The organism is Microcoleus sp. T3_B1, assembly GCF_036700445.1.
In the GTDB taxonomy this organism is placed as follows: domain Bacteria; phylum Cyanobacteriota; class Cyanobacteriia; order Cyanobacteriales; family Microcoleaceae; genus Microcoleus.
In genome coordinates this window covers 47,942-72,220 of record NZ_JAUBOX010000010.1, presented here as the reverse complement: position 1 = coordinate 72,220, position 24,279 = coordinate 47,942, and the positions used below count along the sequence as shown (strand labels likewise).

Annotated in this window: 17 protein-coding genes; 12 read left to right on the top strand and 5 right to left on the bottom strand. The window is 46.9% G+C overall.

Annotated features, from left to right (window positions below; genetic code table 11):
* The first annotated feature begins 98 nt into the window (after positions 1-98).
* Entirely contained in the window at positions 99-2,657 is a 2,559-nt protein-coding gene (gene glgP, locus QT990_RS08245) for an alpha-glucan family phosphorylase (RefSeq protein WP_333138880.1), read from the top strand.
* 865 nt (positions 2,658-3,522) lie between these two features.
* Here the strand turns inward: glgP and mnmG are convergent.
* Positions 3,523-5,439, bottom strand: coding sequence for a tRNA uridine-5-carboxymethylaminomethyl(34) synthesis enzyme MnmG (mnmG, locus tag QT990_RS08240; protein WP_333465114.1), 1,917 nt, complete (start codon positions 5,437-5,439; stop codon positions 3,523-3,525).
* Between the two features lie 185 nt (positions 5,440-5,624).
* On the opposite strand from mnmG, the gene QT990_RS08235 reads away from it, so the two are divergent.
* The 3 genes from QT990_RS08235 to QT990_RS08225 all read left to right on the top strand — a co-directional run bounded on the left by QT990_RS08235 (position 5,625) and on the right by QT990_RS08225 (position 7,944).
* Entirely contained in the window at positions 5,625-7,109 is a 1,485-nt protein-coding gene (locus QT990_RS08235; protein WP_333465113.1) for a DNA methyltransferase, read from the top strand.
* A 215-nt stretch (positions 7,110-7,324) separates the two neighbouring features.
* A complete protein-coding gene (locus QT990_RS08230) occupies positions 7,325-7,558 on the top strand; it encodes a type II toxin-antitoxin system Phd/YefM family antitoxin (RefSeq protein WP_333138797.1) in 234 nt (77 codons plus the stop codon).
* Complete coding sequence (locus QT990_RS08225) at positions 7,555-7,944, top strand: PIN domain-containing protein (protein WP_333138798.1); 390 nt, start codon at positions 7,555-7,557, stop codon at positions 7,942-7,944. The genes QT990_RS08230 and QT990_RS08225 overlap by 4 nt, the downstream gene beginning before the upstream one ends.
* A gap of 71 nt (positions 7,945-8,015) precedes the next feature.
* Here the strand turns inward: QT990_RS08225 and QT990_RS08220 are convergent, their stop codons facing one another.
* Both QT990_RS08220 and QT990_RS08215 read right to left on the bottom strand, forming a co-directional pair.
* On the bottom strand, positions 8,016-8,369 hold the full coding sequence (locus tag QT990_RS08220) for a transcriptional regulator (protein WP_333105480.1): 354 nt from the start codon (positions 8,367-8,369) through the stop codon (positions 8,016-8,018).
* On the bottom strand, positions 8,359-8,739 hold the full coding sequence (locus QT990_RS08215; RefSeq protein WP_333138800.1) for a type II toxin-antitoxin system RelE/ParE family toxin: 381 nt from the start codon (positions 8,737-8,739) through the stop codon (positions 8,359-8,361). Before QT990_RS08215 ends, QT990_RS08220 begins: the two co-directional genes overlap by 11 nt.
* Before the next feature lie 145 nt (positions 8,740-8,884).
* Here QT990_RS08215 and QT990_RS08210 point away from each other — a divergent pair, with 145 nt between their 5' ends.
* The 8 genes from QT990_RS08210 to QT990_RS08175 all read left to right on the top strand — a co-directional run bounded on the left by QT990_RS08210 (position 8,885) and on the right by QT990_RS08175 (position 22,254).
* Positions 8,885-9,214 carry a hypothetical protein gene (locus QT990_RS08210; RefSeq protein WP_333105475.1) on the top strand — a complete coding sequence of 110 codons (330 nt, stop codon included), beginning with the start codon at positions 8,885-8,887 and terminating at the stop codon, positions 9,212-9,214.
* A 198-nt stretch (positions 9,215-9,412) separates the two neighbouring features.
* Positions 9,413-10,942, top strand: a complete 1,530-nt coding sequence (gene psbB / locus QT990_RS08205) for a photosystem II chlorophyll-binding protein CP47 (RefSeq protein ID WP_333138801.1) — start codon at positions 9,413-9,415, stop codon at positions 10,940-10,942.
* Positions 10,943-11,361: 419 nt separating this feature from the next.
* Positions 11,362-11,457: a photosystem II reaction center protein T gene (locus tag QT990_RS08200; protein ID WP_006635641.1), complete on the top strand. Its 96-nt coding sequence runs from the start codon at positions 11,362-11,364 to the stop codon at positions 11,455-11,457.
* Between the two features lie 194 nt (positions 11,458-11,651).
* Positions 11,652-12,209: a transcriptional regulator NrdR gene (gene nrdR, locus QT990_RS08195; protein WP_333138882.1), complete on the top strand. Its 558-nt coding sequence runs from the start codon at positions 11,652-11,654 to the stop codon at positions 12,207-12,209.
* Between the two features lie 1,011 nt (positions 12,210-13,220).
* Complete coding sequence (locus QT990_RS08190) at positions 13,221-14,327, top strand: 30S ribosomal protein S1 (protein ID WP_333138803.1); 1,107 nt, start codon at positions 13,221-13,223, stop codon at positions 14,325-14,327.
* Between the two features lie 549 nt (positions 14,328-14,876).
* Positions 14,877-16,286, top strand: a complete 1,410-nt coding sequence (locus tag QT990_RS08185; RefSeq protein ID WP_333138804.1) for an adenylate/guanylate cyclase domain-containing protein — start codon at positions 14,877-14,879, stop codon at positions 16,284-16,286.
* Between the two features lie 493 nt (positions 16,287-16,779).
* Positions 16,780-20,994, top strand: a complete 4,215-nt coding sequence (locus tag QT990_RS08180) for a chemotaxis protein CheB (protein WP_333138806.1) — start codon at positions 16,780-16,782, stop codon at positions 20,992-20,994.
* A 519-nt stretch (positions 20,995-21,513) separates the two neighbouring features.
* Positions 21,514-22,254, top strand: coding sequence for an HAD family hydrolase (locus QT990_RS08175; protein ID WP_333138808.1), 741 nt, complete (start codon positions 21,514-21,516; stop codon positions 22,252-22,254).
* Between the two features lie 280 nt (positions 22,255-22,534).
* Here QT990_RS08175 and QT990_RS08170 read toward each other — a convergent pair whose 3' ends face one another.
* Together QT990_RS08170 and tsaD are read right to left on the bottom strand one after the other, a co-directional pair.
* Positions 22,535-23,026 carry an N-acetyltransferase family protein gene (locus QT990_RS08170; RefSeq protein WP_333138810.1) on the bottom strand — a complete coding sequence of 164 codons (492 nt, stop codon included), beginning with the start codon at positions 23,024-23,026 and terminating at the stop codon, positions 22,535-22,537.
* A 146-nt stretch (positions 23,027-23,172) separates the two neighbouring features.
* A complete protein-coding gene (tsaD, locus tag QT990_RS08165; RefSeq protein WP_333138814.1) occupies positions 23,173-24,246 on the bottom strand; it encodes a tRNA (adenosine(37)-N6)-threonylcarbamoyltransferase complex transferase subunit TsaD in 1,074 nt (357 codons plus the stop codon).
* Positions 24,247-24,279: the final 33 nt, after the last annotated feature.

The following is a 24,279-nucleotide window of genomic DNA, read 5'->3' as shown; positions in this document are numbered from 1 at the left end:
GCCCCCCGCAGCTTAAAACTTAAAATAGTGTGCAGAATAACGGACTTGTACCTAAAGACAGAGGAAAATATCGCTACCCCAACATAAATGCTTTGTCTATGCAGCCAATTCGCACATTTAACGTTTCCCCCTCGCTACCGACAATTCTCGAACCCCTACGCAAGCTTGCCTACAACTTGCACTGGGACTGGAACGTCGATACCAAAGACCTCTTCCGCCGCCTCGATCGAGACCTCTGGGACTCCAGCAACCAAAACCCGGTGCTGATGCTCGGAACCATATCTCAAGAGCGACTGCAAGAAATGGCAGAAGACGAAGGCTTCATTGCCCAAATGAACCGAGCAGCCCAGCAGTTAGACGATTATCTCAAAAACCGCGCCTGGTATCGCAAACAGCGCGGCACCGAGCAACAAGAATGCTACGCTTACTTTTCGATGGAATTCGGCTTAGTTAAAGCCCTACCCATCTATTCAGGCGGTTTGGGCGTGCTCGCAGGCGACCACCTCAAATCAGCTAGTGATTTGGGCTTGCCCTTAGTCGGTGTCGGCCTACTCTACCAAGAAGGTTATTTTTCGCAGTATCTCAACGCCGACGGCTGGCAGCAAGAACGCTATCCGCTCAACGATTTCTACAATATGCCGCTGCACCCAGAACGCAATCCCGACGGTTCGGAATTGCGGATTGAGGTGGACTATCCCGGCCGCAAGGTGTATGCCCGGATTTGGCGAGTACAAGTGGGAACGGTTCCTTTGTACCTGATGGATACAAATATTGAACCTAACAGCCGCTATGACCAAGATATTACCGACCAACTGTATGGCGGTGATAAAACTCTGCGGATGCACCAAGAAATCATGCTGGGCATCGGCGGCGTGAAAATGCTCAAAGCATTGGGGCTGACAGTTACGGCTTATCACATGAATGAAGGCCACGCAGCTTTCATGGCTTTGGAACGCATTCGGATGCTGATGGAGGAATATCACCTGAGTTTCGTAGAAGCGGAACAGGTGGTGGTTTCGAGCAGTATGTTTACGACTCACACGCCGGTGCCTGCTGGGTTTGACTTGTTCGAGCCGGATATGGTGATGCACTATCTAGGTCAGTATCCCAAGATGTTTGGCTTGTCGCAAGATCAGTTTTTAGGATTGGGCAGGGAGAATACTGGCGATTTGTCCGCACCTCTGAATATGGCAATTTTGGCAATTAAAATGTCGAGTTTTGTCAACGGGGTGGCGGCTTTGCACGGCGTGGTGTCGCGCCCGATGTTTCAGGGTTTGTGGCCGGGTTTGCCACAGGAAGAAGTACCGATTACTTCGATTACCAACGGGGTGCACGCTCGCAGTTGTGTGGCGAAGTCTACTCAGGAGTTGTACGATCGATACCTCGGCCCGGATTGGGAAATGACTCGCAAGGACGATCGACTCTGGGATCGGATGTCGTCGATTCCTGATGAGGAACTGTGGCGGAATCACGAACGCTGTCGATCGGAGTTGGTGGTGTTCGCGCGGGAGTGGCTGCAAAAGACTTTGCGCGAGCGCGGTGCGGCCCAAACGGAAATCGAACACGCGCGGGAGGCTCTCGATCCGAAGGTGCTGACGATCGGGTTTGCCCGCCGCTTTGCTACTTACAAGCGGGCGACGCTGTTTTTGCGCGATGTCGATCGAATTATGCGGATCATGCGGGACAAAAACCGCCCGGTGCAGTTTGTGATTGCTGGGAAGGCTCACCCGATGGATATTCCAGGTAAGGAATTGATTCGGGATATCGTTCACTTCATCCGCGAACACGACACGATGAGTTCGATGGTGTTTTTACCGAACTACGACATTAACGTCGCTCGGATGATGGTATCGGGCTGCGATGTGTGGTTGAATACGCCGCGCCGCCCCCGTGAGGCTTCCGGGACTTCGGGGATGAAAGCTTCGATGAACGGTTTACCGAATCTGAGCATTCTTGACGGATGGTGGGATGAGGCTGATTATGTTCGCACCGGTTGGCCGATCGGACATGGCGAGTTTTACGAAGATACTAAGTATCAGGATGAGGTAGAGGCTAATGCTTTGTACGACTTGATGGAGAAGGAAGTTGTACCGCTGTTTTATAACCGGGATGCTGATGGCATTCCCCGCGGTTGGACGGAGAAAATGAAGGATTCAATTCGCTTGAACTGTCCTTTCTTCAATACTGCTCGGATGGTGAAGGATTACGCGCGGCGGGCATATTTCCCCGTGAGCGATCGCTACCACACCATGACTTCGGATAATTGCGCTCCCGCCAAGGAGTTGTCTCACTGGAAGAAGCACGTTCTCGCGAAGTGGCACGATATTAAGATTGAGGCTGTTGATATTTCCCAGGATAAGGAAGTTAAGGTCAATCAGTCGATCGCTGTTAAATCTCGGATTAATCTGATGGGATTGACCCCTGCGGACGTGCAAGTCGAACTTTATCAAGGTTCGGTTGATGCTAACGGAAATATCATCGGCGGCGTACCCGTAGTGATGGAGTATTTGGGAGAAGATTCTCACAATGCTAGCCTTTATACGGCTGACATTACTTATACTTCTAGCGGTTTGCAAGGCTTGTCGTTGCGCGTTTTGCCGAAGCACGATAATCTCAGCAGTCCTTATGAAGCTGGCGTGATTCTCTGGGCACATTAGTCAGTAGTCAGTAGTCAGTAGTCAGTAGTCAGGAGAATAAAGGAATATTTTCCTAATTCTCCCTCTCTCCGACTCTCCCACTCTCCTTATCGAACTTGGGGAATGACTATTTAGCCGATTGTGCGATCGCCCAATACCACATTCCGCCTATTCCCCAGTACCAGCAGTGATATCATGTCCGATCGAGTTACCGCGATTAAAAGCGATTAAAAGGGCGGGTTTTTGAGATTGTCAATTATTGGCAAATATTTTTCGTGAACCCGCCCCTACCGTATTAGGGGTAATCGACCGGACATAATATGAGCGCGTATATAAGCGTATAGCAAGGCATCTCGCTGTTCTTTTAAGGCTTTGAGGGTGGCAACACGGGTGGGGCTTTCGGGGAGGTTTGAACCACCGATGAACGCTGATTCTTATGCGGAATATTTGCGAAATTCAGACTGGGTTCGAGGATTGATAAATATCTACAATATACTGGCAGAATTTCATCAATTAGAGTTGACATTCTGCCAGTTTTCCTTATTTTTGGTGTTGCTGAATACAGGTATAAATTCAAGATTTCGGAATTTTTATAAGCCCAGTATGGTGAGTTTTGTAACATCAAGTGAAAAGTTGATTAATACCGTGAATCAGCAAGGCCCAGAATCTATATCCATCCATAGGAAAGCCGCCGAACAAAATAGTGGTTGCACAATAGTCACACTTTTTCATACTGCGATTTCATAAAATTGAAGGGAACCTTGAGACACCTCTATAGCGCTTCTCAAAAAAGTGAGGTATGCGCTATGCCCTATGCGCTATGCCCTATGCCTTATGCCCTATGCCCATGAGTACCTCATCTTTCTGAGAAAGGCTATAGTTTAGCTTATTTACCAACACCCGCTGGCTGCTGACGGTTTCGCACTTCCAGAAAAATCAACAAAGCATTAACATCAGCGGGATTTACCCCACCAATTCTGGCCGCTTGGCCAATCGTCAGCGGTTTCACCTTAGCCAACTTTTCCCGCGATTCTTTCGAGAGAGTTGTAATTGCCATGTAATCCAAATCTGCAGGCAATTGTCGGCGTTCATGTCTGACAATTTCATCAATTTGATTTTGCTGTTTTTGCAGATAGCCCGAATATTTGATATCAATTTCCGCACCATCTTTCTCAGCCAACTTCAGACTAGAATTGCCTAAATTGTACCGTTCCAAATCGACATAATGAAAACCCGGACGACGCAACAAATCAGCCAGAGTAATCGAACCTTTAATCGCTTGTTGAGTATCAGCCAAAATTGCCTTGCCAATCTCCTCGTGTTCTTTCACCCGCGTCGAGTACAAGCGTTCCTTCTCTGCCACAATATTAGCTTTTTTCCGCTCAAATAACTCCCAGCGGCGATCGTCAATCAAACCAATTTCCCGTCCCAGCGGCGTCAAGCGTTGGTCAGCATTGTCCGATCGCAATAATAGCCGATATTCCGATCGCGAAGTCAACATTCGGTAAGGTTCCCGCAAATCCTTCGTACACAAATCATCTATCAGAGTCCCGATATAACTTTGCTCGCGAGGAAACACAATCATCTCCTGATTTTTCGCAAACCTGGCCGCATTAATCCCCGCCACGAGCCCCTGTGCAGCAGCCTCCTCATATCCAGTTGTACCGTTCACTTGACCCGCGCAAAACAGCCCTTCGATCTTCTTAGTCATCAGCGTTGGAAAGCACTGAGTTGCCGGCAAATAATCATACTCCACCGCATAAGCAGGGCGCATCATCTCGCACTTTTCCAAACCCGGAAGAGTCCGCAGCATTTGCAACTGCAAATTTTCCGGTAAACCAGTAGAAAATCCTTGGATATAAAGTTCAGGAATATCTCTACCTTCCGGTTCAATAAAAATCTGGTGACTTTCCTTATCCGCAAACCGCACAATCTTATCTTCAATACTCGGACAATAGCGCGGCCCCTTCGCATCAACCCAGCCGCCGTAGACTGGAGAAAGGTGCAAATTGTCTCTAATTAACTGGTGAGTTTCCGGCGTAGTTCGAGTTAAATAACAAGGCATCTGTTCCCGTTCGATCCAAACTTCTGGATCGAAACTAAACCAGCGAACCTCTGCATCTCCCGGCTGCGGTTCCAGGTTAGTGTAATCGAGAGTACGTTTGTCAACTCTTGCCGGAGTTCCTGTCTTCAATCTGCCTGTTTCAAAGCCCAAACGATTGAGAGTTTCCGTCAAGCCAACGGCGGCAAACTCTCCCGCACGTCCGGCGGGCATCGACTTATTGCCCACCCAAATCGTGCCACCTAAAAAAGTACCTGTAGTCAGAATTACTGCTTTGCATTCAAAAGCGACGCCGAAGTATGTTTCAACTCCGATTACTTCTTCGTTTTTGCCCAAAACTAAGTCTGTTACCATCGCTTCGCGGATGGTCAAATTCTCTTGATTTTCGACAATATTATTCATTACAGCGGCGTATTCCCGCTTGTCTGTCTGTGCTCGCAGGGCCCACACTGCGGGGCCTCGTGAAGAGTTGAGGATGCGCTTTTGTAGATAAGTGCGATCGGCCATTTTGCCAATTTCCCCGCCTAACGCATCAACTTCGTTAGTAAGTTGGGTTTTAGCCGGGCCGCCGACAGCGGGATTGCAAGGTTGCCACGCAATTTTGTCGAGGTTGAGGGTGAGGAGAAGGGTGCGACAGCCGAGGCGAGAAGTGGCGAGGGCGGCTTCGCAGCCGGAGTGTCCGCCACCAACTACGATGATGTCGAAACTGTCTTGGAATTCTACGGGTGTTTGTGCGGTCATTCGATTTTAGATTTTAGATTTTAGATTTTAGATTGAAGGATTAATTCCCTCTTGAGTCGGGGAAGTAATTAATCCGGGAGCTTGTTTATTGGATACCATTATATAGTATAATTCAAAATCACTCGTCAAATACAGACATAAGCAGCAGTTACGCCTGCCGTTTAAAGGAAATAACGAAAATGAAAATGGAAAATCAACTATTTTACGGTGACAATCTTGATGTCTTACGCAGACACATCAAGGATGACTCAATCGATTTGTGCTATATTGACCCGCCTTTTAACTCAAAACGCAACTACAACCAAATCTATAATAACATTGGCAAGGAAGACCAAGCCCAAGCACAAGCTTTTATTGACACTTGGACTTGGGACGATTATGCAAATCAGGGTTTAGCTGAAATCTTGGAAAATTACCAAGGAAAATTTACATCACAAAGTATTGATTTAATCGCTGGTTTAACCAAGGTCTTAAGCAAAGGCAGTTTATTGGCATATTTAATCCATATTACCTTACGAGTAGTCGAAATTCATAGAGTCTTAAAACCTACTGGTAGCTTTTATCTGCATTGCGATCCTACAGCAAGCCATTATTTAAAATTAATTTTAGATACCATTTTTTGTTCCCAGGGTGGTGATTTCAGGAACGAGATAATTTGGTGTTATCGAGGCGGCGGTTCTCCTAAAAAAGACTTTGGGAGAAGGCATGATGTCATATTAAGATATTCAAAAACTAATGAATATGAGTTCAATAAAAATGCAATTAGAATACCATATCAAGCTGAAGGAATTGGTAGAAAAGATGATGCAATGTGGGGCAAGCATAAAGGAACTAATAAAGTATATAAGCCTCATCCTTTGGGCAAAATCCCTGAAGATTGGTGGCTGATGAATATCTTAAATGCTAACGATCCAGAACGTCTTGGCTATCCTACACAAAAACCAGAAGAATTATTAGAACGAATTATCAAAGTCAGTAGCAATGAAGGCGATGTAGTTTTAGATGCTTACTGCGGTTGTGGTACTACTGTCGCTGTATCTCAACGCCTCAACCGTCAATGGATAGGAATTGACATTACTTATCAAAGTATTAGTTTAATTCTCAAACGCCTTGAGGATTCTTTTGGGAAAGGTGTACTTGAGCAACTTAAGTTAAATGGCATTCCTAAAGATCTGGAAGCAGCAGTTGCCCTGGCCAACAAAAAAGACGATCGCACTCGCAAAGAATTTGAAAAATGGGCCGTGCTTACCTATACTAATAATAGGGCAATTATTAACGCCAAGAAAGGTGCCGACAAGGGAATAGATGGCATTGCTTACTTTAAAGGTGACAAAGATGAACCAGAAAAGATTATCGTGCAAGTCAAGTCAGGGAAGGTTCAATCAGGAGACATTCGCGATTTGCAAGGGACAATTACGCTGGAACAAGCAGCCCTGGGTATTTTTATCAGTTTAAAAGAGCCAACTAAGGACATGATTAAAACTGCTAAGTCAGCAGGAATATATCAAAGCCGATATATGAGTCAAAGTTCCGACAAAATACAAATTGTTACTATTAAGGAGATTTTAGAACAGAAAAAACGGCTAGATGTTCGCTTGAGTTTGGAAGTTGTGAAATCAGCCGAAAAACAAATGGAAGTTAAAGGGAAGCAGTTAGAACTAGATATTTAGAAAAGAGTGATCGAGGTAAATAAGTGCGATCGCCTCCCCCAAGCTTCCCAAGAAAAATGCCATAATTGAGGTATATTAACCGAGATTAAGATGATGCGATCGACTGCAAACGACCAAAGAGGCAAAATTACCGCAACCCTAACCGTTACGAACCGCTTAAAATCGATGTACGGCAAGTCCCTATCCCCTAACCTGCCACCAACCCTACTAACACCATGACACAGATCGCCCTTTCCGACCTTCCCGAAACCATCCAAGCCCTACTCACCCAAGCCATACAAACAGGCGAACCCCTCACCATCGCCCAAAACGATCGGCCTGTTGCCATTATCTCCCCCATCCAAAAAAGTAAACGAGCAGCCTTCGGATCTGTCAAAGATAGCGGCAAAATTATCGGAGATATCATCGAGCCAACCTCTAACATCGTAACTTGGGATGTCCTGTCATGAAACTCTTACTAGATACCCACATTTGGCTTTGGTATCGTCTTGGGAATCCTCGCCTATCAACCACTTTACAAACGGCGATTGCTAACGAAGAAAACGAACTTTGGTTAAGTCCCATTAGCATTTGGGAAACCCTACTACTCGCCGAAAAAGGAAGATTAACCCTAGAACCCACACCAGAAAAATGGATTCAAAAAAGCCTACAAGAACTCGACACCAAAGAAGCAATCCTCACCAATGAAATTGCGATTCTGAGCCGTCAACTAGATATAATACACCAAGACCCCGCAGATAGATTCATTGCCGCCACCGCCGTTCATTACGAACTAACCCTCGCCACCGTCGATCCCAACCTAACCCAAGCTACTTGCCTAAATACTCTCAGCTAATCCAAAATTTTGCACACCGCAAACGACTTTGAAGACTCGATCGCTCTCACTAAAAAAACGGTGTTCCTCCATTAAAACTCTTCCTCTCCATTAGTGTAGCTGCTTTCTTCAAACATTGATGTTAATCCAGTAATTTTTACGGGGGGTCGATCTTTGAATTCTACGACAAATGACAACTCCCCCCCCATTGCCGCAATATAACTTTGCAAAGTAGATACCAACAAATCCGCACGGCGTTCGAGTCGCGAGACATTTTCTTGACGCATATTTAATAATTCTGCCATGCGAATCTGAGTAAATTTCCTTGCTTTTCGTAAGTCTTGCAATGTCATTTCTTCAGCCATTAATTCAACCGATCGCTTTTCGACTATTGCTCGTTGTTCGGGAGGCAAATTTTCCATAATAGTCTTCAGGCTAATTGTCATCTGTTTCTTGCTCCATTAACTTATTCAAATGGTCGGCAAATCTACTATCTGCTATCTTAATTATTTGCTTGTAAAATCGCTTCTCACTACTACCCGATTTGTCCCCAGCTACCAACAAAATCGCTTCTCTGCGGGGGTCAAAGGCAAAAGCGACTCGCCAAACTCCATCAGCCGCCTGAAACCTAAGTTCTTTCATATTGGTGTAGGTAGAACCATTGAGAGTATCGACGTGAGGACGCTTGAGGTTTGGGCCAAATTCTTGTAACAGTGTGAGTTTTGCTAAAAGCTCTAATCTGACATCAGTGGGGAATTCGGTAAACTCAGAGTAAAAATCAAAGTGAAACTCAATGTTCCATGTTATTTGGATCAATTATGCCTTACATAGCATATTATAGGCAATAGTCGATCGAATAACAATATTTATATGCACCCTTCGCGTCTTCGCAGTTCAATAATTCCGTACAATTGCAGTTTTGCGTTATGTTAGACAAAAAAATCTCAACAAGCGTACACAAGTGAAATACTTCTTCTTATCCGACGGCTGGAAAGTTGGGCGCGTGTGGGGCGTTGGCGGCGAGTGGACTCACGCCGCCTGGAGACGCCAGCCAGACATCCAACAGCTCAACCTCTGTCTTTCCGATCGCAACGAAAAAATGTGGCTCTACCGCGTAGAAGACGCTGTACTCATGGTAGAAGTCCAACCTGCCGTCTCTCCCGATCCTGCCGATCCCGCCAAAAATATCGGCAACGTTAAGCTCACCAGACTGATCGATGCCGAGCAAGTCCTCGAACGCCTCGGGACGATCGCCGCCCGCTGCGAAATGGGAAACCCGCAACTAATGTAATGCTCAACATATTGCAATCGGTTCTAACACTCGATACACTTCTTTAAATAACTTTCATTTTTATGCCTCCACCTTTGAAGGTAGATGGCAGTCGGCAAAAGGCAGAGTTTAAACCCTGCAGGTAACTGCTGGGGATTTAGAATCTGATTTTTCCGTAAAAATAGACATCATCACTTACACCTTGGAGAACCGCAGTCAATGGGACTACCCTGGTATCGCGTACACACAGTCGTCTTAAATGACCCAGGCCGATTGATTTCTGTACACTTAATGCACACTGCCCTCGTGGCAGGTTGGGCCGGCTCAATGGCCCTTTATGAACTAGCAGTTTTTGATCCCACAGACCCAGTTCTGAACCCAATGTGGCGTCAAGGGATGTTCGTGTTGCCCTTCATGACTCGCTTGGGAGTTACGGGTTCTTGGGGCGGTTGGAGCATCACTGGCGAAGGTAACGTCGATCCGGGCTTCTGGTCCTTTGAAGGCGTCGCCGTCGCTCACATCGTCCTCTCTGGCCTGCTGTTCTTAGCAGCAGTTTGGCACTGGGTATTTTGGGACTTAGAACTTTTCAGAGACCCTCGCACCGGTGAACCGGCCCTCGACTTGCCAAAAATGTTTGGCATTCACCTGTTCCTCTCCGGCTTGCTTTGCTTCGGCTTCGGCGCATTTCACCTTTCGGGACTTTTTGGCCCAGGAATGTGGGTGTCCGACCCCTACGGCCTGACCGGTCACGTCCAGCCAGTGGCGCCTGCTTGGGGCCCTGAAGGCTTCGATCCGTTCAATCCGGGCGGCATCGTGGCTCACCACATTGCAGCGGGCGTAGTCGGCGTAATTGCCGGTTTGTTCCACTTGACAGTGCGGCCGCCGGAACGTCTTTACAAAGCCCTGCGGATGGGGAATATCGAAACTGTACTTTCTAGCAGTATCGCTGCCGTGTTCTTTGCAGCCTTTGTGGTTGCCGGTACGATGTGGTACGGTTCTGCTGCAACTCCGATCGAACTTTTTGGCCCGACTCGCTATCAGTGGGACAGTGGCTATTTCCAACAAGAAATCGATCGCAGAGCTCAAGCTAGCTTGGCCGGTGGCGCTAGCTTCCAATCCGCTTACGAACAAATTCCCGAAAAATTGGCTTTCTACGACTACGTGGGCAACTCTCCTGCTAAAGGCGGTTTGTTCCGGGCCGGCGCGATGGTCAATGGCGACGGTATTGCTAAATCTTGGCTGGGCCATCCAGTATTTACTGACAGCGAAGGTCGGGTATTGTCGGTTCGCCGCCTCCCCAACTTCTTTGAAACCTTCCCAGTAATTTTGACGGACAAAGATGGGGTCGTTCGCGCTGACATCCCCTTCCGCCGTGCTGAATCAAAATACAGCTTTGAACAAAGCGGAGTTACCGTCAGCTTCTACGGCGGCGAACTTAACGGTCAAACCTTTAATAATCCTCTAGATGTTAAGAAGTTTGCTCGCGCTGCTCAAAAAGGTGAAGTATTTGAATTCGATCGCGAAACCTTGAATTCTGACGGGGTGTTCCGCACTTCGACTCGCGGTTGGTTCACATTCGGACACGTTTGCTTTGCTTTGCTGTTCTTCTTCGGCCATATCTGGCACGGTTCTCGGACTATTTTCCGCGACGTGTTTGCTGGAGTTGAGGCTGACCTGGAAGAACAAGTCGAGTGGGGCCTGTTCCAAAAACTGGGCGACGTGACCACCAGAAGAGAAGAACCTCTCTAAATTTCGCCAGCCTCTGGGTAGGGGGGAAACTTCCCCGCTACACAAAAACCCGGTTTCTTTAAGAAACCGGGTTTTTTTAGTTAAGAATAAAACCAGCAATTAACTACCAGCCGGGAAGTTCCGGGCGTATATTTAGAGGGGATTAATCTGAGCGCTGCGCGAATTACCCCGTTGGGAATTACTCCTTGGGATGAAAGGCTCGTCGGGTTTCGGTACCGAAACCGACAATTATTCTTTTAAACCCCAAGATGATCGGGAAATACTCTGATACTATATTAGCAAGTGGGGGTGGAACTACCTCACTATAAAAAGCCTTTGAAAAAAAGGAAAAAGAAGCCTGCGGTCTAACTGTACTCAGTTGACCGTCAGGTTTGTTCACGATAAAATAATACGGCAAGGGAAGATAGGGAAAATTTAACATGGAAAGTGTTGCTTACATTTTGATTCTGGCTTTAGCCATAGGCGTACTATTTTTTGCGATCGCATTTCGGGAACCTCCCCGGATTGGCAAATAATTAGCTATACGCCTGCGGTAAGTCCAAAATATCCTGAACCGGACTGCGGTTAGCCCGCATCATAGTGATCTAATTTGGTGCGGGACTCTTTCACCGCTGTGTGCTAAGTGATTTTTCTAGTCCAGCCATTCATCAGACCCCAAGCGGTTAGATGAATGGCAATTTGCTGGCAATGCCTGTTAAAATCAGCAATCATGCGCTGTTCCTCCTGCCAACACACAAATAGCCGCGTTCTAGAATCGCGTTCAGCCGAATCAGGTCAAAGCATCCGTCGGCGGCGTGAGTGTTTGAACTGCCAGCACCGCTTCACAACTTACGAACGCATAGAATTTGTGCCGATTACGGTGATCAAGCGGGACGGCAAGCGCGAATCTTTTGACAGGTCAAAATTAGTTCGGGGATTGATTCGGGCCTGCGAAAAAACCGGTTTGTCTTCCGGGCATCTCGAAACTCTCGCCGAAGAAATCGAGGCCCAACTCCAAGGTCGATCGCTCCGAGAAATCGCCAGTTCAGAAATAGGGGAACTGGTGCTGTTGCACCTGCGGCCGCTCAGCGAAGTCGCTTATGTCCGTTTTGCCTCCGTATATCGGCAATTTCGAGGCATCCGAGATTTTGTAGATACCCTAAATCACCTTCAGAATCCCCTCAACGAAGCTGAAGTTACAGAAACTAGACCGAATTTTGACGCAGATTTGCCGGATTCGGAATCAGTCGATCGAGAAAGCCCAGCATCCTGCGCTACTCCCAGCTAAGCTCGCTTAAATTAATTTAGAGAAATATTCGCTTGAGATGGAAAACCGTGTCGCGAGGAAGGCCCAGAGGAATAGCGACTCAAGGGACTCTCATAAAAAACACTCGGTAAGTGGGAAACTCAGTGGCTTCAGCCCGCTCGTGGAAAACGACCCGGCGATTTCAATCGCCTTGAATCCCCTTTCGGGGTTGGAGGGGTATGGTTGCCCCTCCGACGAGGTATGGTTGCCTCAGTTTCCCTTGCGGGGTAATGTTAGCTTCGCCAAGGTTATAAAGGCTTGTTAAGCTGGCAGCACTGTCTCAGGGACTTTAAGACTGTTTAACTACCAGCGACAGAGCGAGGGACTAGCTTCGCATCCCAGGGTGTCGTGACCTTAATAACGTAGCCCGCGAAGGGCTTAGGCTGGTCAGTACAGCTTGTTCGATTTCTCTTACAAGCTCAGTGGCTTAAGCCCTGAGTTACTGACTCGAGCGAGTGTTCTTTTTTCTCAGTAACAGTGCTGGGTGTGATATGATCGTCATCGGTCTAAAATAGAGTATAACTAGACAACGTAAAAACTTAACTGGATTAGTTGAGTGCGTAGTCACACCTAACGGTGTTGCAGTTTAGGAAAGCTCGCATTTGAACAAAACCTAACTAAAGATCGGTGCCTAATTAAATACGGTAGGGCATACCGAAATTTACGCTTCTGGAGAAACCGACCTCTACTTAGACGGGAGTAATCCTGTCGCCAGCAAGTCGGCTCGTTGAACGAAGAATCTCAGTTTATTTATACCTGAGAGTGTCAAAATAGTCTACTTGACTCGGAATGTTAAGATTCAACGTTTTAACACAGAGTATGGAGTAACAGTAATGGCAAGCGCTGGTGTGCAGTTGCACCTGGCAAAAGTTAGCAAAAACTGACTTTAGTAAAAGATTTTGAAAAAAGTTAATCGCTTTTTCACCAAAATCTCTAATATCTGCCGGCACAAACGAAAAACATGAAGGAGAGAAATCCTAGGAAACTATTCGCATGGTCAATCTCAAAACCACAGTCAAAGACATCGGCTTTACTCACGAAGATTTTGCAGCCCTACTTGATAAATATGACTATCACTTTAGCCCGGGCGATGTAGTAGCGGGTACAGTTTTTAGTATAGAACCGAGGGGCGCTCTGATTGATATCGGTGCTAAAACAGCAGCGTACATTCCCATTCAGGAAATGTCGATCAATCGAGTCGAAAGCCCTGAAGAGGTATTGCAATCTAACGAAACCAGAGAATTTTTCATTCTAACCGATGAAAATGAAGACGGACAATTAACCCTGTCCATCCGGCGCATCGAGTATATGCGGGCGTGGGAAAGAGTGCGACAACTGCAAGCAGAAGATGCCACAGTACGATCGCAAGTATTTGCCACCAACCGCGGCGGCGCACTCGTGAGAATAGAAGGCTTGCGAGGCTTTATTCCCGGTTCTCATATAAGTACCCGCAAACCGAAGGAAGAATTAGTCGCCGAAGAATTACCATTAAAATTCTTAGAGGTAGACGAAGACCGCAACCGCCTAGTGTTGAGTCATCGTCGCGCCTTAGTTGAGCGCAAGATGAACCGCCTCGAAGTCGGGGAAGTCGTCATCGGTACAGTACGCGGTATCAAGCCTTACGGTGCCTTTATCGACATCGGCGGCGTCAGCGGCTTGCTGCACATCTCGGAAATTTCGCACGATCACATCGATACGCCTCATAGCGTCTTCAATGTCAACGACGAAGTGAAAGTGATGATCATTGACTTGGATGCCGAGAGGGGCCGGATTTCTCTCTCCACCAAGCAGTTGGAACCGGAACCGGGCGCGATGGTCAAAAATCGCGAATTGGTATACGAAAAAGCTGAGGAAATGGCAGCTAAGTTCCGCGAGAAAATGCTCGCTCAAAAGCAAGCTAAAGCAGGCATAGACATTCCTGTAGACTCAACTGATGCTGATGATGACCTCTCCGACGAAATACTCGAAGATGTACCCTCAGCAATGGAAGAGGATCTGCCGGAAGTAGCACCCGAAGCAGCACCAGAAGCAGCACCAGAAGCAGCACCCGAAGCAGTATTAGATGTAGAGGAAGAAATCCCTCCTGCGACGGAAGAATAACAGCGCAGTTAGTGTGATTAAAAGAGGGAAAACTCCCTCTTTTTTTTTAGTTAGTCATTAATTATTAGTCATTAGTCGCTGCTGGGTGGTTGACAGTTCAATACGGTTCAGTGAAGCTCGATCACCCTGGCGCAACCGGGCGGGCACGGGGGCACCGCCCCTACAAGGGGGGGACAAGAACTTACTCTTGCGTCCCCCAACAATCAGGGGGATTTAGGGGGATATCGCCCGGAATAAATAGTTTTAACCCAAGCGTATTGGTTTAGAATTCTCAATTGCCAATTCCCCATTTTTAATTACCGAGATTTAATATCTTTCTGTAGGCCGATGCACCGATCGCACTTTGAATTAAAAAAATTGGCAGCGCGATCAATCTGCCTAAATAGGCATGGCCTTCATCGTGCTAATTTGTTAAGATTTATAAAGGTTAGAGACATCGGCACAGGTGCAAGCTCATCAGAATTCTCACGGCAGAACCAACAAGAAGAGCAAATTCTACAACAAAATTCTTATAAATTTCTTGCCCTGACGGTCAAAGGCAAGTGGATTATGAACATCGAACTATTAAAAGAAAAATTAGAACAGCTAAAAAAACGTCCCAATTGTAGCAAAGGAACGATCGACCAAATTGAAAACTGGTTAACCGGTTCCCACATTTTGCAGAGATTGAGAATTAATCCTTACTATGTAGCAGGCGATACAGTCAAGAATGTTAAAAAAATTACTTCCGAATTTCTGCACGGAGTGAAAGCCGGCGCCTTCGACTTGCACTGGGATATTCACTGCCCCCACTGCAACATGATTACAGAAGAATTTAAGGAGTTGGCAGACACATCAGAAATGTCTTTTTGCCCGATGTGCGAGCGCGAGTTTAAAATTGATTTGCTCGATCGTGTCGAAGTTACTTTTTCCCTAAACAAAGAAATCGAAGACCCGCAACTGCGGCCCGTCTGTGCTCCCCCTCCCGTACTCCAGAGCAAACTGCAACTGGTAACGCCTTTATACTGCACCGAATCAGAGACTGTTAGCTTAGAAGAAGGTCGATACCGCTACTGCTGTCCCCTGACTTTAGCTAAAGGGATTTTAAAGGTTGAAGGCCCAGAAACAGAAGCCATACAAGAAATTAAACTCAAGCAGTTGGCCGGCCCAGATTTTGACAAAAAAGAGCTGGCCGTGCGTCCGGGGAAAGTTAAGTTAGAATTAACTAATACCGAACACAATTTGTCCGGGCTGATTTTGCATTCAGATGAATTGCCCGATGAATTGACAGTAGAACAACTGCCCCTGCGGCTGTCAGGAATGCAACTGCTTCATCACCCGGATTATAAGCGTTTGTTCGGCAATCAAGTAATATCGGAAAGAGAGCGAGTCAAGATTCGGGCAATTACTATTATGTTTACTGATATTACCGGTTCTACCAGAATGTACGAAACACTGGGAGATACTAAAGCTTACAATATTGTTCGCGATCATTTTGAAATTTTCTTTGAGTCGATCGAGAAATTTGGCGGTAAAGTTATTAAAACCATCGGCGATGCGGTCATGGCTTCCTTTATCAGCAACGAACAAGCAATTATGGCTGTCGCTGATGCTGTAGGTTGTTTGAGAGAGTATAACTCAACTCGCCAACAACAAGAGTGGATTCAAGTCAGAATTGGCATTCACCGAGGTACGGCTTTGCTGGTAAATCTTAATAATTCGATCGACTATTTTGGCTCTACAGTCAACAAAGCCGCCCGCATTCAAAATCTTTCTAAAAGTGACGAAGTTTCCTTTTCCGAAGATGTTTACAGCGACGAAGCATTTTTAACAGCATTAAAAGCTGCTGGAGTTTCCGAAATTCAAAAACGAGTAGAAGATTTAAAAGGAATACAAGGCGCACAAGTCGCTTATACTGCTAGAATTAATACAGAATCAGTAATCCCGCTGTCTCCTACACTTGTCGCTGAAAAAAGCTAGGTACAAACGCTGATATACTACTTGGTTATTGCCAGCCTATTGTTGCGATCGCCCCAACAGATAACGGGTAGGGACACTCCAACAGATAACGGGTAGGGACACTCCAAGAGCCTTTCGTCGTGTCAACAACCAGGTAGAACCAATAGTCCGACAGTCCGACAGTCCGGCAAGGGTTGAAACCCCTGCCTCAAAGCTAAAGTCCTCTTAAGAGGACTGAAGAACTCATTAGTCCTCTTAAGAGGACTTTAGCTATTAGACAGGGAATTCATTCCCTGGCGGACTGGAGGGTGGGCGTGAGGATTTGCTGGACTGACAGCTTAAGTTGACACGACGAAAGGCTGTTGGAGTTTCCCTACTTAAAAGCCACATCTCATCCTTAAGCTACCAGCCTTCTGGTGATAACCTAAGCTCTGATAAAAATAGTCTAAATTAACCAGCCACACGCTTACCAATATGTTGGCTCCTAAATAACTGAAGTCAAGGACTTCACATCATGACTTCTCCTCAATTACCTCCAGAAAATACACCCGAATCGATCGCACCAGTCGCCCTCGATTCCGAACAATTAGCCGAAACCGATGCCCCGTTTCCCATTGTTGGGATTGCCGCCTCAGCAGGAGGTTTGGCAGCATTCATGGGGTTACTGAGCAATTTACCAGCCGATACGGGTATGGCGTTTGTGCTGATTCAGCATTTACATCCCGATCACAAAAGTCTGCTGAGCGAGATTCTCGCGAGAACGACGCAAATGCCTGTTAATGAGGTAAAAGACGGCGTAGCTGTAGAACCCAATCAAGTCTACGTTATTCCGCCCAACACCAAGATGGTGCTATGTAAAGGCACGCTGCAACTATCACCGCGCGAGAAGATTTATGGCAAATATCTGCCGGGAGATGCGTTTTTTAGCTCATTGGCGATCGATCGCGGGCACAAAGCAATCGCCGTAGTTTTATCCGGGGGAGACGGAGACGGTTCACTCGGGCTCAAGGCAATCAAAGCAGCCGGAGGCATTACTTTTGCTCAATGTGAAGACACAGCAAAAGTCGAGAGTATGCCGAATACCGCTGTTGCGACAGGCAATGTTGATTTCATTATGTCCCCGGAAAAAATTGCCGAGGAACTGGCAAACTATAGTCGCAGTCCGTTTCTGACTAGCCCGCTTCCCCTGACAAAAGTTGAGGAATCGCCCGAACAGGGAGATGCCCTGGCAACTATTTTTGCAGTGCTGAAATCGAGCACAAGCATTGATTTTAGCCAGTACAAACCCACCTCGATCGCTCGACGCATCCAGCGACGGATGCTGTTGTACAAGCTCGAAAGCTGGAATGATTACGCCCAAAATCTTCGACACAATTCGGCTGAAGTCACAGCCCTGTATGAAGAAATCCTGATCCACGTTACCAGTTTCTTCCGCGATCCCGAAGCCTTTGAAAAGTTAAAAGACGTGGTTTTCCCCACGATTACCAAAAATAAATCGGTAGAAGCTCCGATTCGGATCTGGGTGGCGGGATGTTCGACAGGTGAAGAAGTTTATTCGATCGCGATTTGCTTGTTAGAGTTTTTGGGCGATCGAGCTATCCAGCCACCGATTCAGATTTTTGCCACGGACATTGGCGAACAGGCGATCGATAAAGCGAGGTCTGGCGTCTACTCAGAAAACCAGATGGTAGAGGTTTCACCAGAGCGCCGTACTCGCTTCTTTATTCCCGAAGCAAGAGGTAGCTATAAAATCAGCAAGGCAGTCCGTGAACTTTGTGTATTTGCCCGACAAGACTTAGGCAGCGACCCGCCTTTTTCCAATATCGATTTAGTTAGCTGTCGCAATGTGCTGATCTACTTTGGAGAGTCATTGCAAACAAAAGTGATGCCGATTTTCCATTACAGTCTCAACCCAACGGGCTTTCTCTTGTTAGGCACTGCTGAGAGTACCGGAGATTTTTCCTACTTGTTTACTTCATTGGATAAAAAGTATAAAATTTATGCCAAAAAGTTGACTGCGACTCGTCCCAATCTTTCGTTTACGCCGAGTTCCTATCCCATCGCTAAAGCACGTGAACGGCAGCAAGAGAAGGACAAGTTTAGGAATAGCTTTGATTTACAACAACAAACTGACCAACTGATTTTAAATCGATATGCCCCACCCAGTGTGGTAGTCAACGAGCAGATGAAAATCCTGCAAGTGCGGGGAGACACCGATCCTTACTTGAGAGTGGTAGCCGGAACGCCCAACTTAAACTTGCTGGCAATGGCAAGGGCAGGCTTGGTGGTTGAGCTTCGCACCGCGATTTATGAGGCAGAAACGCAGAACGTAACGATTAGGAAAGAAAGGGTATTGCTTGAATCAGCCGGACGATCGAGTATCGTCAATTTTGAGGTGATTCCCTTCCGGCCACAGGCCGTCGAAGGACGCTACTTTTTGGTGCTATTTGAAGAAGTTTCACCCAGTGTGCTTAACCTCAGCACCCTTACTTCGGAAAGCTTAGATCAAGCTGATCTATATTGTGAAATTGAGCTGCTGAAGCAGCAACTTGCAGCCGCTAACCAAGAAAAAGCTGTGGCTCAAGCCCAACTGCAAGCTGTGGTCCAGGATCAGGAAGGTCTCCACCAAGACCTCAAAGTTGCGAACGAAGAAATCCTATCGAGCAACGAGGAGTTGCAAAGCACCAATGAGGAGTTAGAAACTGCCAAAGAAGAGATTCAAGCCACTAACGAGGCACTCACTACCACTAACGACGAACTTCGCAGCCGGAATATTGAACAAAGCCTGGTCAATAACGATCTGATAAATTTGCTTTCCAATATCAATATCCCTATCTTAATGCTGACAAACGATTTACAGATTCGACGCTTTACGCCAGCGACACAGCAAATTTTTAGTGTGATTCCCACAGATGTTGGACGACATTTCAGCGACATCCGCTCAACTCTGAACCTTCCTGACTTGGAACAGATGATTTTGGAGGTGATTGATACTCTCCAGACGAAAGAACAAGAAGTTCAAACTTTATCGGGATATTGGTACAACCTCCGCATTCGTCCTTACCGGACAACGGAAAACCAGATTGACGGTGTGGTGATGGTTTTGCTCGATATTGATGCTCTTAAACGCAGTGCCAAAACCTTGCAGGATGCCCGAAATTATGCTGAAACCATTGTGGAAACTGTGCAAACGCCTTTAGTCGTCCTAGATGCTGATTTCCGAGTGAATAAAGCAAATCGCTCGTTCTATGAAATGTTTCAGGTTTCACCGTCAGAAGCAGCAACATCTTCGCTGTTTGAGCTAGGCAACGGGCAGTGGAATATCCCCCAAGTGCGATGGATTCTGGAAGATATTCTGGTTAGTGATGTTCAGCTTCAAAATTATGAGTGGACTCACCTGTTTGATAATATCGGGCCCAAAACCATGTTGCTGAATGCTTGTAAACTTGAACCAGAAGATCGAGCTTTAATGATTCTGTTGTCGATCGAGGATATCACGGAGCGCAAGCAGTTTGAGACTGTACGATCGCAGTTATTATTGCAAGAACAGTTTGCCCGCCACGAGGCAGAAACAGCCAACCGTAGTAAAGATGAATTTCTGGCGGATCTCTCCCACGAATTACGCAATCCCCTGACTCCGATCCTGGGCTGGGCAAAAATTCTGCGTTCCGGGAAACTGAAGGAAGCAGACGTTAGTAAGGCTTTAGAGGTGATCGAGCGCAGCGCGATGGCGCAATCTCAGTTAATCGAAGATATCCAGGATATTTCCCGGATTACGACTGGCAAGCTTCAACTGTGCATTTGTCCGATCGATCTGCGGTTAGTGGTGCAAGCTGCGCTGGAGGGGGTTGAATTATCAGCCGAAGCAAAAAACATTCAAATTGTTTCGGAGTTGATTTCTACGACTGTTTTAGGGGATATCAATCGCTTGCAGCAAGTTGTGTGGAATCTTCTGTCGAATGCGATTAAGTTTACTCCGGCGGGGGGACGAGTGGAAATCATGCTATCGACGATCGAGGATCATGCTCAACTTCAAGTCAGCGATACGGGAAAAGGCATTGAGGCACAATTTTTGCCGTATATTTTCGATCGTTTCCATCAAGCCGATTCCAGCAGCTTTAAAGGGAATCAAGGGCTGGGATTGGGTTTATCGATCGTGCGTCACCTGGTTGAATTGCACGGGGGAACGGTGCAAGCCGAAAGTCCGGGTGAGGAACAAGGAACTACAATGACTGTGAGATTGCCGTTGCGATCGCTGCCTCAAGAGTTGACATCGGCGATCGATTTAAAGTCAAGTGCTTTGGTAGGGCCTTTAAACGCCTCTAGCGATCGCGTCCCCTCTCTAAAAGGCTTGCACATCTTAGCCGTAGACGATGATATCGATACGCACGAGTTCTTACAATTTGTGCTTGAAGGCTATGGGGCGGAGGTTTTGGCAGTTGCATCTGCCAGAAGTGCGATCGCTGCTTTGACTGAAAATCCCGGCAGATATGACGTGCTAATCTCCGATCTCGGAATGCCAGAGGAAGATGGGTTTTTCTTAATTCGAGAAGTGCGAGCTCTTGCTGCCGAAGCCGGAGGAGAAATCCCAGCCGCGGCGCTGACTGCCTATGCGGGCGATAAAGAACGCGAAAGGGCGATCGAAGCTGGTTTTCAAAGGCATATGGTTAAGCCGATCGAGCCGGTTGTACTAGGATTAATGGTGGCTAATTTAGTAGGACGATTTTAAATATTTTGTATGATATCATGTCCGGTCGATCGATCGTAATATCCGGCCGGGGCGGGTTTATTGAATTTGGGATTTGTGTTGAAGATCAGGGTGAACCCGCCCCTACAGAAATCATGTCAATTGATCGTGATTCTTTGAGGGGCGGGCGATGCCCTGAGTGTAGTCGAAGGGTTCACCAACAATACCTGCCAATAATTGACAATCTCAAAAACCCGCCTCGGCCACTGATATGATCTCCGGTCATCAAGCGCGATTTTCGTAGGGGCGGGTTCACCAACAATACCTGCCAATAATTGACAATCTCAAAAACCCGCCCCGGCCGCCATATTATGGTTCAATACTCTTCTGTAGGTGGGCTCCAAGCGTAGCGCACCCTCCGTTTCACGGGCCCAACCTACGCACGATCGGTTTTTTTCACACTAACCCAAGCGTATTGTATTATGGTTAATCGATCGCACATGATATTGTAGGGACACAACATTGTTGTGTCCTGATATAAATATTACGGAGTTCAGATTCTTGGTAACTATTAAATGTCGGGGCATTACCTTCTCTAATATCCAAGCCGTAATCTTTGACAAAGACGGCACTCTAGAGGATTCTCAGGAGTTTTTGAGATTGTTGGGGATGAAGCGATCGCGCCTCGCAGACGCTCAAATTCCGGGCGTTGGAGAGCCTTTACAAATGGCTTTCGGCATCGAACCTGGCAGCATCGACCCCACAGGCTTGCTAGCAGTCGGTAGTCGCAGGGAAAATGAGATTGTTGCAGCGGGATACATCGCCGAAACCGGCAGGGGATGGCTGGAATCTTTAACTATTGCGCGCCGCGCTTTTGACGAAGCTGACGAAATGTTTAAAAATAGTGCTGTTTCTCCTTTATTTGTCGGCAGTTTGGAAGTGCTGAAATATCTTTCGGAAGCGGGTTTAAAGCTGGGAATTCTTTCGGCTGCTACGACAGAGGTTGTGCAGAAGTTTGTGAAACACCACGCATTAGCAGAGTGGATTCAGTTAGAAATGGGAGTTGATTCAACGGTTCATAAACCAGATCCGAAGTTATTTTTGCAAGCTTGTGAGAAACTCGGAGTAAATCCCGCAGCAACTTTGATGGTGGGAGATTCAGCGGGCGATATTCAGATGGGTAAAAATGCGGGCGCGGCTGGCTGTATCGGGATTTGTTGGGGAAAGGCCCAGGTTAGTCATTTGGAAAATGCTGATGTGGCGATCGCATCTTTGGAGGAAATTACAATTTTAGCAGATTGAGGTAGGGAAACGGCATTGCCGTTTCCTCCAAATTAGGACACGGCATTGCCCATTGGTGACAACTTAACGTACAACCGATAGTCCGGCAGGGAATGAATTCCCTGCCTCAAAGCGAAAGTCCTCTTAAGAGGACTCAGAAGAAAAATTTAAGATTCATTAGTCCTCTTAAGAGGACTTTCGCTATTAGACAGGGAATTCATTCCCTGGCGGACTGACGGGCGGACGGAAGGATTGGGCGGACTGACAGTTTAAGTTGACACCAATGGCCATTGCCGTTTCCCTACAGACAGCGCAAACCCAGAATTACGACATCTCTTTCAAGGCCGTCAAGTTCGGCAACTTGTGGCAGATATCCCCAGCGCTGAAAGCCAAATTTCTCAAACAATCTTACACTCGGCTGATTGTGAGCAAAAATTATTCCTATGAGAGTTTTTAGCTTCAATTCTGGACTCCGCACAATTGCCGATTGCAATAATTTTTGTCCGATTCCGCAGCGTTGGCGATCGGGTGCGACGTAGATGCTAACTTCTGCTGTATGCTGATAGGCGGCGCGTCCGTAGAAAATCTGCAAACTCAGCCAGCCAACAATATTTTGTTCTGATTCCATTACCCAAATCGGCCAGGAATGGGAGGAGTGTTCTCTGTACCACGGGAGGCGGCTTTCGACTGAGACTGGTTTTAAATCTGCTGTGGCAATTCTGCCCGGTATTGCTGCGTTATATATTTCGACAATTGCTGGCAAATCGCTTTCTTCTGCGTCGCGGATTTTCATCGTTTGGTTGACTGTTGACTGTTGACTGTTGACTGTTAACTGTTGACTGTTGACTGTTGTTATTAGTTATTGGTTATTTGTGAGTTAGTACCAATGCCCAATGCCCAATGCCCAATGCCCAATGCCCAATGCCCAATGCCCAATGCCTAATGACTCTTGTACAGTTCCATAATATCGCTGAGGGCCATTCTTGAATTTGCTCCCAAAGTCAGCGGCGATGTGTGTCCTCGCTGCAAGTGTTCTGCCGCCGCACAGCCAATCATTGCTGCGTTGTCTGTACAATATTTTAATGGCGGAAACAATACCCGCAAGTTGTGTTTTGCTGCTGCTGCTTGTAAGTGTTTTCGGAGTCCGCTGTTTGCTGCAACTCCCCCGCCGACTACAATAGTGGTAAGCCCGAAATTTACCGCGCAGTCGATCGCTCTTTTTGTTAAACCCTTAGCTACAGTTTCCTGAAAGCTGGCCGCAATATCATTAATTGTAGAGGCAGACAAGATGCCTTCCTCGCCCACATTGTTATTTTGTTTCTTGAGTTTCTGTACTAATTGCAAAACAGCAGTTTTCAACCCGCTAAAACTGCTGTCGTAGGGGTGATAGCCACCACCAGGCAAGGAAATTCTGCCTTCTGGTAGAGGGTATGCTTGGGGATTGCCAAGGGCGGCCAATTTGTCAATCAGCGGCCCGCCGGGATATCCTAGCTGCAACAGTCTCGCGACTTTATCAAAAGCTTCGCCGGCGGCGTCGTCGCGTGTTTGCCCTACTGTTTCATAAACGCCACAATCTTTGACGTAAATAAAGCTAGTGTGTCCCCCGGAAACTAACAAACACAAAAACGGTGGCTGCAAGTCGGGTTCGGTAAGGTAAGAAGCGTAGATGTGTCCTTCGAGGTGGTGGACGCCTAAAAAAGGTTTTTGATGGACTATTGCCAAGCTTTTCGCCGCTGTCAGCCCGACTAACAATGCACCTACTAAACCGGGGGCACAAGTCGCTGCAATGCCGTCAATTTCTGACCAACTCACGTTTGCTTCACCGAGACACTGGGCAATTACCTGATTGAGCATTTCTAGGTGACTCCGCGAAGCCACTTCCGGCACTACCCCGCCATACTGCTCGTGGATTTTAATTTGTGATGCTACAACATTGCTGCAAACTTGACGATTCTTAACAATTGCTGCTGCTGTTTCGTCACAACTTGTTTCGATTGCGAAAATGGTTGCCATTAACTGCTAATTTTATTTGATAGGTTAGTTATT